Genomic DNA, 12,209 nt, shown 5'->3' with positions numbered 1-12,209 from the left:
ACTTATGGCCACCATCCCGGGAAGCTGAGCATAAGCTATGCCCTCGGATCATTATTCCTCTATGGTCTTCCTCTGTGGGGCTCACTACCAAGCGCCACAAATCGACCAAAACGCTCGGCGGAGAGGCGAGGAAAATCTGATGACCCGAGATCCGTTTGCCCTTATGGCTGGAGTCATGGTAATCGTCGCGATACTGGGAGTCGCCGGTTACATCATCCCCAGGTTGGCGAAGACCACGCCAACCCGTATCACTCGCACCCTCTTGGCGCTCGCCGCACTGCTCGGCGTCGTGCCTGCCGTCCTATACGCCCTATATGGTGGCTAATCCCCCGGAAGATCCCGTGAACAGACGTACGAGAATGAAACGACGGTACAAGTTCTGGCAGCAACTATCGCTTGAAGGCAGGACCGCGCTCCGGAAGGCTGGTGTAGAGGTAACCACCTACCGGGGTGACGACTTGTTCTCCGCCAAGGATCCCAAGCTGGTCATTCCCCTATCAGACAGCTGGGTGCGTCTCGAGATCGAGTCTGGCCCCGACAAGCATACAGTTCTCGATATAGCTGGCCCAGGCGACCTCGTCAATGCTCTACACGCCGTAGAACCCATCGGGCCCCCGTGGCTAGGAGAAGCGGGGATACCGCGCGGTATCACGATACAAAAGGGGCGCGCGCTTATTATTCCAACGAAAGCCATTTCAGAAATCTTAAAGAGAGACGAACTTCGAGAAGCTATCATCCGCGCCATTGGGACACAGCTCCACATGGCACAACAACTGCATGCCGCCACGGGCAGCCTCGACGTCCGCCCCCGTTTGGCTCGCATCCTCCTTATCATGCTTTATAGATTCGGCGAGCGGAAGGCCATAGGGAAAGAATATATTCTCGCCCCCCCTTTATCGCAGGACACCCTAGCCTCCTGGGCTGCGGCCAGCCCTACGTCAGTCGCAAGAGTGTTCAGGCAGTGGCGAACAGCCAACTTGGTGAAAACCAGCTATGCCTCGGTATCAATTCTCGATGTCAAACGTTTAGGGGACGAGACATACACATCGGATACGTCGTACTGGAAACCGCCTGCGTGGGGATAGATTCCCGGCTCGACACGTCCCTTCAATCCCTTTGGGGCATGCAGTTTCCCCACGCGGCATCCTCCCCTGAGTTACAGCGGGGGCGTGATCCATAAGGCTCGCGCCCCCCACGCCGGCAGGGATGGTAGCGAGCCCGCGTCGCGCGTTTTCTACCCGCGCTCGACGTCGGGCCGCGAAACGCTTCGAACTAGATCCTTAAAGATGCATCCCCTCCATGGGAACGCATTGGGAATTGTCGAGCCCTTGCCTCTCGCAGTTGCAACGCCTCGCAGGACGATGAAAGACTCGATGGCCTGCGGGAGCTGCGGGGGTTGCAACCCTGTCTCGCGTCATTGTCGTACCCGAACCCCGGCGACGGGCGGAGAAACACATGGCATTCGGTGATCAACAGTTGCCCTCCGGCGTAGGCAGGCCCGAAAGTCCGGTTCGGTGGTGGCACCGCTGGTGGTACACCTGGACCCCGCGCGCTGGTCATTTGGGGCGTCCGACTATCGGAGTGTAAGGCTCTGCCCTTGTGTACGTTCGCCGGCCGCCGTTCCTCGATTATTCGACGCCAGGAGTCACAGCCTGGCTTGTTACGGAGGAAACCGGGCCCGCCACCCTGAACCAGACACACCCATCGTGCAATATCGGCGAATTTGAATCGATGATCATTGCAGGGGGGGAAGGCGGCCCAGACGACTGTAACGCAAGAGCGATCAAGTACGATAGTAGCAATGTAACCATACGTCTCCACTCCAGCCACTCGGAGGGCTAAGTGTCGAGCAGGCAAATTGACATGAAGGTGTCCGTAATTGCACACGATAACAACGTCAAAGGCGACTTGCTGACACGCCTATCAGCGGACCTTTTCCACTCATTAGGATATGAGGACTTTATTTTCGATACAGCCAAATCTGGAAGAGAACTCGACGTTTCTGGTACTCATCGCTACGAGCCATCAAAAATTCGCGCCGAATGCAAAGCATCTAAAGGCGCCATAGGTGGATCAGATATTAATAAGTTCGTTGGGGTTCTCGACGCCGAACGGCGCGGCGATCCCTCTGCCACTATTCACGGATACTTCATCTCACTTGGCGGATTCCGCAGTTCCGTTATAGCTCAAGAGGCAGATTTCACCCCAAAGCGTATAGTGCTCATCGATAGCAAAACTTTGACACAGCAACTCGTGACGGGTGGCGTTGTCGTAGATCGAAGTCGTGCGATTGAAAGCGTCGCTCGGCTCTGTGAGTCCCGCGGTGTGACCGGTTACGTCGACCCAGCTGCTGAATTGCTTGCTCATGAACATGGATGGATTTGGGCTATTTATATCCGCCACGGCCGCCTTAGAACGCACGTAACCCTGGTTCATGCCGACGGACAAATCCTTGCAAGGGAAATATGTGAGGAGATACTTAGCGAGGCAAGTGTCATTGGCCACGAATCTTCTAGATACTCTCTGCTCAACCTTCCCGCAATGGACTCCACGCTAGACACTGTCATGGCGGAGGAAACGTATCGCAAACATTTGCGGAAAGAGTGCGACGCGATCACTCTTGAAGGGTTGCCCGCAGACCACGAAGTTGGCGCTCGCAGCTTCAGCTTAAAGGATCTCTACGTCGATATGCAGATGGAAGAGGTGATCAGTCAGAGCAATAATGAAGTTGAGAATGATCTGTTTATAGAAAGCCAGATGGACGAGCTAGACGAGGGTACGCACAAACCAGAAGAACAGATATCTGTCGGGCGTACCTTGCAGCGATTCAAGCATGTTGCAATTTTAGGACTTCCAGGAGCTGGAAAGACAACTCTTCTCAAGCATCTAGCGGTTTCATATGCAAGCAGCACTTTTTCACGGTCATCCAGCGATCCCCTCCCTGCACATGATTGGCTTCCACTGGTTATTCGTTGCCGGCACTTAGGAGATTTGGCATCTCGCCCAATATCCGAAGTAATCCATAACGTGGCTATTCGTGCAGAAATGCCTGAACTAGCGGATGCCTTTTACGAAATGATCTTGGCGCGGTTGCGTGAAGGCAAAGTACTGCTTTTGGTAGATGGTTTAGACGAGATTCGTATGCAGTCCGCTCGACAAGCGTTCGTTACCCAACTTAGAACTTTTCTATCCCAATACCCTAACTCGCCTCTGATTATAACATCGCGAGAAACCGGCTATAAGGCTGTCGCAGGCGCTATACGCAGCTTCTGCCACCCGCTACGGGTTTCCCCCCTATCCGAAAAGGCGATTGTAGCGCTTACCCTTACATGGCATCGTCATGTGGTTGGCCCCGGTGTTGCAATCCAGCGGGAAGCGCAGGAACTAGCATCGGGAATCATCGCCTCTGATCGGGTTCTTCGCCTCGCGACGAATCCTCTCATGCTGACAACGCTTCTACTCGTGAGACGTTGGATGGGACAGCTACCCCGGAGACGCAGCGTACTGTACCGAAAAGCTATTGAAGTTCTTCTCATGACTTGGAATGTAGAAGGACATGAGCCACTTGATCAAGAGGAGGTTCTACCGCAGCTTTCATATGCAGCCTATTGCATGATGAGCTCGGGCGCCACGACAATCACAGCTCCCAAATTGAAGGAGTATATAACTCAGGCACGTCGCGATCTGCCAGAAGTGCTAGCTTATACCAGCCTGTCCGTCACCGACTTTCTAAACAGAGTTGAAGAACGCAGCAGTCTCCTTACCGTCAGTGGCGTTGCAATAGAGCATGGCTCGTTGGTCGATGTATATGAGTTCAAACACCTCACGTTCCAAGAGTATCTTGCTGCTCTCGCCATCGCCGAGGGACATCTACCGCAGGAATTCTCGGGGTACAGTCTTGTTGACATTATCGGCGACAGGTTTGTTGACGATAGTTGGCGTGAGACCGTGGCTCTGTCCGCTGTACTCAGTAGGCGGGGTGGAGCCACTGATATTGTGAAGCATCTTATAAACTTGATAAGCCGAAACTCCAGAAAGAATATGCCAGAGCCTGAGTTGGCGAATGTGCGAATCCCGCTCGATAGCCTTATGACGTGTCTTACGGATGAAGTTCCCATCACCCCGGAAGTCGCTCGCGAGGCTATAGATGCTTGCCTATATTTCGACCTAGAAGTGTTAGGAGCTCGGGGCTATAGTAATTCGTTAACTGGAGGTCGATATGCGAGTGTGTTCAGGGACGCCTGTCTAGATGCATTAGCAAGAAGCCCAAACGCATCACTGGATCTATCCTCGACGGTAGGAACCATATACCGTTATGAGGCGCTCGCGGACCGTGATTCAGTCAGTAGTTTGCCAAGGCTTATTAAATCGGATCGTCTACAAGACAGATTGTATGGGGTTGCTTCGCTCGCTATCACTTCTTACTATGCTGCATGTCATCCTGAGGATGACCCAGCCGCCGACGCGCACGGATCTAGACTTGTTGGTGGCGTAGCCCCGGAGAATGAATTTAAGGATGCTATTACAAAGTGCATCGATATGTTTCTTGGTTCGTCTATCGACCCCAGCTCGCTTCTGCATCACGTTGCAGTATGGGCCCTTTGCTGGGGGTGTCGATCTGCAGATCTGGAATCAGATACCACTAACAAGCTTCGCAATCGCGCTGTGGAATTATGGATGCATACCGACGACAGGGAGCGTAGTCGACTCTATGCGTGGCTAGTCCACGCCCTTCCGCTGGATACTTCCTTCTCCTGCGAAATGGACAAGCAGGTTCTCGTAGATTTTATGCGCGAGCAATTCAAGGGTAGACGCCGTGGAGACCGCGTTCATTTCCGCAGTCATGAAACAGCAGTTCTAGTCTTAGCCTATTTGCTTGATGTAATGTGGGATAAGAATGAGCTGGTAGCCCAAACTAAGGAGCTCCTTAGGGATGGCGACACATTCACGGATCAAGTCACTACGCTGAAAGGTCTTCTGCTTTCCTTGGAAGGAGAATCGACCGCTGAGGTCGCGGCGCCAAGTTCGTAGTGGTCGCGGTTCACGCTAGGTGCAAAAGCGTTCGGCGCCAGCCCGGACCGGCCGAAGAGCCGCAGCCGGGCTGGCGAGCGAGGCGCCGCTGGCGCCTCGCCTTGAAGACGTAGAGAAAGTTCTCATTCGCCTGGGCTGTGCCAATTTGATCTTGGTAGCTCGATGGTCTAGCCGGCGTGCCGTTGCCGCTCTGACGAGGAGCGGACCTGGTTGGCGCTACTCGGCGTCGCTGACCTGGAGAACGGTCCGGTCTCCTGCAAGCAGCCGGGTCTCTCCGTCAGTATCGGTGACCAAGAGGACGGGAGTGCCCTCGCCGATGCCGAGCTTCTTGCGTTCGGGCTCGGTGGGCATGCGGGTGGTGATCGTGACACCGCTGCTTATCTGAACCACCACGGATTCCTCTGTCTCGCGGACTCGTGAGCCGCGTAGTTCGGTCACGATCAACCCTTCACCTCGGAGCACGGCCATGGCACGGCGCACCGAGTCTCGGGAGATCCCGTGCTCGGCGGCGTAGTCGTTCTCAGCCGCGAGACGTTGACCGGGGCGAAGGACTCCTGCGTGGATCTGAGCCCGGATCAGGTCGGCAAGCTGCTTGTAGACCGGGCGGTCCGCATTGGAGTCGATCGTCATGCGGTCGAAGCTATGTAGCAGGGTAGGTGCATTCCCTTGTGCGTACACAGCTATGTAGCTACATTCGTACTGACATTAGCCCGCGCTTGGTGCGCAGGCAGGGCCAGGCTCGCGCAGGCGGCGGACCGGCAAAGGCGAGTCGCGGAGGTGCGCGCGTGGTCGGCAGGCTGGTGAGCAAGCTCTCCCACCCCGGTACGGGAAGAGGGCCGGCCGTGCTCATGAGCGCCAGTGACGTAGCGGTGTCTGCCATATCGAGCCGTGACGTGGCCGCGCGGTTCCCTGACTGGTCGATCTGGAAGGCGGGGCAGATCTGGCATGCGACGGGGGCGTGCCCGAGTCCGGGTTGCTCCTGCGTGAGGACGTTCCACGGGCCCACCCTGGAGAGGCTGGCCGAGATCCTGGCAGAATGCCGCGTGCCGACTCCTGTGCGGTGGTCGTTCCCGAAGATCGCCCCTCATTCGGGGAGCGCATCGTGAGTGGCGCGAGCGTGCCGGTTCCCTACATCACAGCCTGGTCGGGTGAGGCGCTACCGCTCAACCTGACCTTCGCCGCTGATCCCGAGTCGGGGGGCCTGCGGCTCTCCTACCCCGATCCGGTTGACCAGGATTGGCGTTACGGGGTGCTACGCGCTCGGCAAGGGCTCACCCGCGGTGGGCAACCGGTGTGGCAGCTCGTGAACACCCTTCGGCAGTGGCGCTGCATGGAATACCGGCTCTGTCAGGTCTGCGGCCGAACCGCCGTGGATGCCGACACGGGGCGCACTTGGTGGGTGCTGGCCGATGATCCTGAAGACTCTGATCTGGGCATGGGCTACGCCAATGCTCCGCCCACATGCCGGTCATGCATCCCCGCCGCCATCGCCTCCTGCCCTCGCCTGAGGCGCGGTGCCGGCGTCTACACGGTCAGCGACTGCTCGCCGTACGCCGTCCTGGCGCACACCTTCGAGCCGCATCCAGAACATGGGGCGACGCTGGTCGAGCGCAACGCCCTGGTCCTGCTCGAAGAGTTCCGGCGCCTCACCTGCGCACTGTCACAACAACTCGTCGTCATCCTCGAAAATCTTCGTCCCGCGCATGCGGCGGCGAATGAAGACCTGACCGAGCGCTGCGACCCACACTCGGCGCCCGGTCAGTGGTGGTCCCGCGCCCGTCAAGGAGGGGAAGCGCGGGACCACCGTCCACCTCGCCAACCCGGCGGAGCATGCGATCACCTTCGGGTTGAGTGGACCTACCAGCGTCCGTTGCCGGATGGCGCGCGGTGTCGTGACTGTGACACCTGGTGGCGGCTGGACCTGATCCCGGCGGATGTCGCCGCGCGGCTCACAGACGAGACCGCTTCGGAGAAGAACCGGCCGTGTGCAACCGATCGTAGGCATTCATGATCTCGCTCGCTGCCGCGTCGGGGCTGAGGCGGTCGGTGTGGATGCGCAGATGAAAGAAGCCTGCGTCCGTGTTGGTCTCCAGGTCGGAAAGCGTCTCGTCCCACGCGGACAGGCGCTTTGCGGTGTCGGGGTCTCCGCGCTCTGTCGAGCGTTGTTCGGTGATGTGCCGGGGTACCCAGAGCAGCACCCGAAGCCACGCGTCGGGGATGCGGCCGATGAGTCGGCGAAGGTCGGGGATGTTGCCCATGTGGGCCACCGGCACGCAGCCGGCGGCGTGCCGGGTCTCGATGGCGTGGCGGTCGATGGCGTAGACGTTGCCGTACCTGCGGGTCTCGGCGATCAGGCGGCCCGCCTCTCGGAGCTTGTCCAGGTGCTCGGCGGAGACGAACTCATATCCCGCGCTCCGGCCGGTGCCCACCTTGAGCTTGGGCAGCAGCACGAAGCGCGGGTCCAGCTCGTGCAGGGCCGCGGTGACGGTGTCCTTGCCGCTGGCCGGCGGGCCGTACAGGACCACGCCTTGGACGGTCACGTTAAGATCCGTTTGAGCATTTCGCGGGTCTGGTCGGCAAGGCTGATCGCCGCCCCGTGCCGGTTGTCGACGGTCATGTGTGCGGTGGGCGGGCTGGCCTCGATGTCCAGGCCGTCGGCGTACGCGGCCCAGTTGTCCAGTTTCCACACGTCGCGGGCGGCCCCGCGGAATTCGATGTACTCACGCATGGACTCGGGATCACAGCGAACCCAGATGGCCGCCACGTCGATGCCCTTCGCGGCGCACCGATTCTCCAGGCGGGTGAACCACGCCGGATCGCGAAGCTCGGTGATGAACGGGGCCGACAGGATGGAGGAGGTACCAACGCCGAGGTTGTCCCACGCGGTCTCCATCAGGCACCGGTACTCCAGCGGCCGGACCTCCTTCAGATACAGATCGCTGTGCCGGTCGTTGGGATCACCACCCAGAGAGATCAACAGCCGCTCCACGATGCACCGCGTCAACGAGTCCTTGTCCAGGAACGCCCAACCGGTGATATCGGACAGGAAGCGGGAGAACTCGGTCTTGCCCGAACCTGCGTACCCGCCGACGAGGACGAGGATCGGTTTGGGGCTGCCTCCGCCGTGCCGGCGGCGCCACGCGTCGACGACCCGGCTGCGCAGGAGACCCTGCGGGGACTCCGCGGCGTCGATCCCTCCGATGGAGACCTTGGTGAACGCCTCCTCGATGACCTGGGCGGCGGCCTTGTCGGCTGCCGGGTTGCTCGGCGTAGGCAAGGCAGATATCACGATTTCCGCTTTCTGTGACTCACCGGGCAAAGCGGGGCGAAATCCAAGCTCGGGCTCGGTCGCCTGGTATAGGAGGCAGTACGCGCGCCGGTAATGCGGTCCGGGATAAATAGACCCTTGTTCATGTCCCCAAATGGTCTGAAAGTTCCCTGCCAGTACGGTCAAGCCGTGCCGGGTTGCCGTCTCGCGTAGCCGCTCACCTGCGGCTTCCAAGGTCAGACCGTGGGCCTCACGGTGTTCCCGCAGCCGGGCGGGCGTCCAGCCATGTCGCTGGGTCGTCTTCATTGCGTCCCTTCGCGTGACACGGGGGCAGGTGCGGTGGTGCATGTGAAAACGCTGTGTAAAACGCTGTTAGACAGCAATGAAGAATCTTAGCTATGGGCTCGTGATACCGGAAACCCCCAGCTCACGGTGAACTTAGGTCATCCCGAAAGGCGATAAGCGCCGAAGGGAGGGACAAGGGAGTCAGACCACCGTGAACAGCACCGAACGAATCGCCGGCGAACTGGCCGCGATCCTGGCCGAGATCGACGAGCTGGGATGCCGGGTCAGCGAGATCGCTTCGGCTCTTGGAACACCGCCGACTCAAGCGCGGTCAGCCGATCCCCCAGATCCTTGAGACCGCGGCGAACCTTGGCCAGCTCGTCAAGGATCTCCCCTGCGGCGCCGGGCGAGACAAGCTCGGGCTCCGGATCGTCGGAGGGGATGGCAATGGCGGCCTCGCTGACGAACACGCCCTTGCCCTGCTGGCCGACCACGATGGCCTTGGTCCGCAGGACACTGATGGCGGCCTTGACCACGCTCGCCGACACGTCGTAGCGGTCACACAGCTGAGCGATCGAGGGCAGCGCGTCACCAGGCGCGAGCGTCCCGGCGTCGATCTGCCGGCGCAGGTCGTCGACGATCTGCAAGTAGGCCGGTCGGCCACTCTTCTCCACCATCGGGGCCCTCCCTCAACATTCACCAGTTGAGCACACCCCGGTAAAGAAACCAACCAGGACGCCGAAGAAGCCATTGACAACATAGAATGCCAAGTGTTCCATGTACTCCAAGACCTCCACCTCGATCCAAGGAAACGATCATGCGAAACATCCCGATCCCCGTCGACGTCGCCCGCCTCACCGTCACCTGCGTCAAGGCACCCCGCCCCCGCCTGGTCAGCAAGGAAACCGGTGAGATCAAGCGCGACAAAGACGGCAACACCATGTACGAAGTCACGCTCCTGATGGAAGACGACAGGGGCCGCATGGAGCTGGTCAAGGTCAGCGCCAGCCCCGAACCGCAGATCACCGCCGGTGAAGAAGTCATCCCGGTCGGCCTCGTCGGCTACGTCTGGGAACAGGCCCGCGACGGCGTCACCCGCTGGGGCATCTCCTACCGCGCCGTCTCCTTCACCCCTGCGGCGGTGGCCAGATGAACACCCTCCACCAACCCGTGCTCCTCGTCCTGGGCGCGCTGCTGATCCTGCTGGCCTGGCGCCGCTGGGCCCCGGTCTCCTACTGGTACGCCCTGGTCTTCCCCCGCAAAGCCATCTGGCTCCGCTGGTCCTGGCGCCACGTCGCCTCCGGCTGCTCCCTGACCAAGAAGCGTCACCGCTGGTGGTTCACCACCGTCCCCGGCCTCGTCGCCTCCACCGGCGTCGTCCGCGTCCGGCGGCGCTTCCAGCGGGTCGCCGTCGACACCAAACCGTGGATGGGTCTCCCGCGACCGATCCGGTACGGCTTCCGCCTCACCTTCCACCTGCTCGACGGACAGGTGCCCGACGACTACGCCAAAGTCTGCGAACGCCTGGCCCACGCTTGGCGCGTCGAAGCGGTCCGGGTCGTCGGCTCCCGGCCCGGCCGTGTCACCCTCCAGGGCGTCACCGTCGACCCGTTAGCCCAGACCACGCCCGCCGTACCCCCACCCGAACCCCGCGAAGGCTGGCGCGCGGACGACCTGCTCCGCCCGATCGTCGGCGTCCTGGAGACCGGCGCGGCCTGGCGGATGGACTTCCGGCTCATCCCGCACTGGATGAACGCCGGCGCCACCCAGTCCGGCAAGTCCAACCTCATCAACGCCCTCCTCGTCGCTCTCGCCCCCCAACCGATCGCCCTGATCGGGTTCGACCTCAAAGGCGGCGTCGAACTGGCCGCCTACGACCCTCGGCTCACCGCCCTGGCCACCACCCGCGCCGAATGCGTGTCACTGCTGGCCGACCTGATCGCCGTCATGGGCGCCCGGATGCTCGCCTGCCGCCGCTACAACGTCCGCGACATCTGGCAACTCCCCGACGACGTCCGCCCCATCCCCGCCGTGGTCCTGGTCGACGAACTGGCGGAGCTGTATCTCACCGCCGACAAGAGCGAGAAGGACGAGGTGACCCGTACGGCTACCGCCCTGCTGCGCATCGCCCAACTCGGCCGCGCCTTCGGCATCCACCTCGTCCTCTCCGGCCAGCGCATCGGCTCCGACCTGGGCCCCGGCGTCACCGCCCTGCGTGCTCAGGTCGGCGGGCGGGTCTGCCACCGGGTCAACGATCCCGAAACCGCCGTGATGACCCTGGGCGACCTCGACCCCGACGCCCTGGTAGCCGCCCGATCCATCGCCCCCGAACTCCCCGGCGTCGCCGTCATCACCGACAGTGACGGCCGCTGGTACCGCGCCCGCTCCGGCTACGTCTCCACCACCACCGCCGAACAAGCAGCCTGCGCCTACGCCAACATCACCCCCTCCTGGTCCCAGCTCGCCGCCAGCGGCCTGGGCCACGAACTCCCCGCCACCGACCCCACCCCCGAACTCGCCGCCTGACCCGCCGCACCGAGAAAGGAGGAACCCACCATGACCACCACGACGCCTCGCCTGGCCCTGCGGCTGGCCGACTCCGCCCCCGTGGTGATCCTCGCCCTCATCGCCGGAGCCGGCAGCTTCACCCACATCCGCGACACCGCCACCGAGCACGGACAAGACGGCTGGATGGCCTGGGCCGTAGCCGTCTGCGTCGACCTCACGTGCGTCATGGCCGCCCGCGAACGGCAACGCGACAAGAAGAACGGGCGGGAACGGAGCGGCTGGATCTCCTGGCCCACCCTCGTTCTCGTCGGCGGAGTCGCCTTGTCCCTGGCCGCGAACCTCGCCCAAGCTGACCCCTCCCCCTGGGGGTGGATCACCGCCGCCACTCCCGCCGGCGCGTTCCTCATCGCCGTCTCCATGCTGGAACGCCGCGCGACCGACCCCCGTCCCGAACCGTCCCCGTCCCTCGTTCCCGCGCCTGTTCCCGTTCTGCCCGCCGTACTCGACGAGAACGGCCAGAACGACACCGAGAACGACGCGAAGAACGACGGCTCCTCAGATACGGCGGGGCCGCTGCTCGACTACGCCCGCCGCGTCGCCGATGAACACCACGCCCGGCACGGCAAACACATCACCCGCGACACCCTCCGCGCCCGGCTCGGCGTCTCCAGCCAACTCGCCTCCGAACTCCTGCACACCCTGCGCAACGCCCCAGAAACCGCCTGACCAAGAGGAGAACCCGATGGACACCACCGACAACCGCGCCGACCTCATCACCGGCCTGATCAACCTCGCCGTCCTTCTCAAGGCCAACCCCGACCTTCCCGCCCCTGACTACGTGAGCGTCTGCCACTACGCCCGCGGCACCGACGCCGATATCCGTACCGAGATTGATCGGGTCGCCGCACTCCTAGAGACCGAGATCGACCCCCACGCCACCATCTACGGGCACTACTACGCAAGCGTCCACCTCGGCCCGGTCGAGTACACCGCCGTGGGCATCCTCGCCGACGCCCGCGCCCGCCACGACGCCGAGAACAGCTACCGGGACTCCATCGTCATGGACCCGGCCCCCACCACCGACTCTGCCGCGCACGCGGGCTGACCACCGGAGATC

Annotated in this window: 11 protein-coding genes; 7 read left to right on the top strand and 4 right to left on the bottom strand. The window is 61.6% G+C overall.

What is annotated here, in order from left to right:
• Nucleotides 1-359: 359 nt before the first annotated feature.
• Nucleotides 360-1,085, top strand: coding sequence for a Crp/Fnr family transcriptional regulator (locus tag MBA17_RS45070; RefSeq protein ID WP_238504746.1), 726 nt, complete (start codon nucleotides 360-362; stop codon nucleotides 1,083-1,085).
• Nucleotides 1,086-1,863: 778 nt separating this feature from the next.
• Nucleotides 1,864-5,031, top strand: a complete 3,168-nt coding sequence (locus MBA17_RS45065) for an NACHT domain-containing protein (RefSeq protein WP_238504745.1) — start codon at nucleotides 1,864-1,866, stop codon at nucleotides 5,029-5,031.
• A 216-nt stretch (nucleotides 5,032-5,247) separates the two neighbouring features.
• On the opposite strand, the gene MBA17_RS45060 is transcribed toward MBA17_RS45065, so the two are convergent.
• Nucleotides 5,248-5,661: a GntR family transcriptional regulator gene (locus tag MBA17_RS45060; RefSeq protein WP_238504744.1), complete on the bottom strand. Its 414-nt coding sequence runs from the start codon at nucleotides 5,659-5,661 to the stop codon at nucleotides 5,248-5,250.
• 406 nt (nucleotides 5,662-6,067) lie between these two features.
• On the opposite strand from MBA17_RS45060, the gene MBA17_RS45055 reads away from it, so the two are divergent.
• The gene (locus tag MBA17_RS45055) at nucleotides 6,068-7,042 is read left to right on the top strand and encodes a hypothetical protein (protein WP_238504743.1); all 975 of its coding nucleotides are present in this window, start codon (nucleotides 6,068-6,070) and stop codon (nucleotides 7,040-7,042) included.
• Here MBA17_RS45055 and MBA17_RS45050 read toward each other — a convergent pair.
• The 3 genes from MBA17_RS45050 to MBA17_RS45040 form a co-directional block, all read right to left on the bottom strand.
• Nucleotides 6,981-7,571 carry a nucleoside/nucleotide kinase family protein gene (locus tag MBA17_RS45050; RefSeq protein WP_238504742.1) on the bottom strand — a complete coding sequence of 197 codons (591 nt, stop codon included), beginning with the start codon at nucleotides 7,569-7,571 and terminating at the stop codon, nucleotides 6,981-6,983. The two genes, MBA17_RS45055 and MBA17_RS45050, sit on opposite strands and share 62 nt — an antisense overlap.
• Nucleotides 7,568-8,605, bottom strand: a complete 1,038-nt coding sequence (locus tag MBA17_RS45045; RefSeq protein WP_238504741.1) for a P-loop nucleotide/nucleoside kinase family protein — start codon at nucleotides 8,603-8,605, stop codon at nucleotides 7,568-7,570. Before MBA17_RS45045 ends, MBA17_RS45050 begins: the two co-directional genes overlap by 4 nt.
• A 263-nt stretch (nucleotides 8,606-8,868) precedes the next feature.
• Entirely contained in the window at nucleotides 8,869-9,261 is a 393-nt protein-coding gene (locus tag MBA17_RS45040) for a winged helix-turn-helix domain-containing protein (RefSeq protein ID WP_238504740.1), read from the bottom strand.
• Between the two features lie 140 nt (nucleotides 9,262-9,401).
• Here MBA17_RS45040 and MBA17_RS45035 point away from each other — a divergent pair, with 140 nt between their 5' ends.
• The 4 genes from MBA17_RS45035 to MBA17_RS45020 are packed head-to-tail and all read left to right on the top strand — an operon-like array spanning nucleotide 9,402 to nucleotide 12,197.
• Entirely contained in the window at nucleotides 9,402-9,737 is a 336-nt protein-coding gene (locus MBA17_RS45035; protein WP_238504739.1) for an SCO3933 family regulatory protein, read from the top strand.
• Nucleotides 9,734-11,110: an FtsK/SpoIIIE domain-containing protein gene (locus MBA17_RS45030; protein WP_238504738.1), complete on the top strand. Its 1,377-nt coding sequence runs from the start codon at nucleotides 9,734-9,736 to the stop codon at nucleotides 11,108-11,110. The genes MBA17_RS45035 and MBA17_RS45030 overlap by 4 nt, the downstream gene beginning before the upstream one ends.
• Nucleotides 11,111-11,140: 30 nt before the next feature.
• Nucleotides 11,141-11,818, top strand: coding sequence for a DUF2637 domain-containing protein (locus tag MBA17_RS45025; protein ID WP_238504737.1), 678 nt, complete (start codon nucleotides 11,141-11,143; stop codon nucleotides 11,816-11,818).
• Nucleotides 11,819-11,834: 16 nt separating this feature from the next.
• A complete protein-coding gene (locus MBA17_RS45020; protein WP_238504736.1) occupies nucleotides 11,835-12,197 on the top strand; it encodes a hypothetical protein in 363 nt (120 codons plus the stop codon).
• Nucleotides 12,198-12,209: the final 12 nt, after the last annotated feature.

The organism is Dolomitihabitans soli (genome assembly GCF_022213955.1).
Taxonomy (GTDB): Bacteria; Actinomycetota; Actinomycetes; order Streptosporangiales; family Streptosporangiaceae; genus Streptosporangium_A; species Streptosporangium_A soli.
The sequence above is the reverse complement of the archived record's forward strand: the minus strand, read 5'-3'. Positions and strand labels throughout refer to the sequence as shown.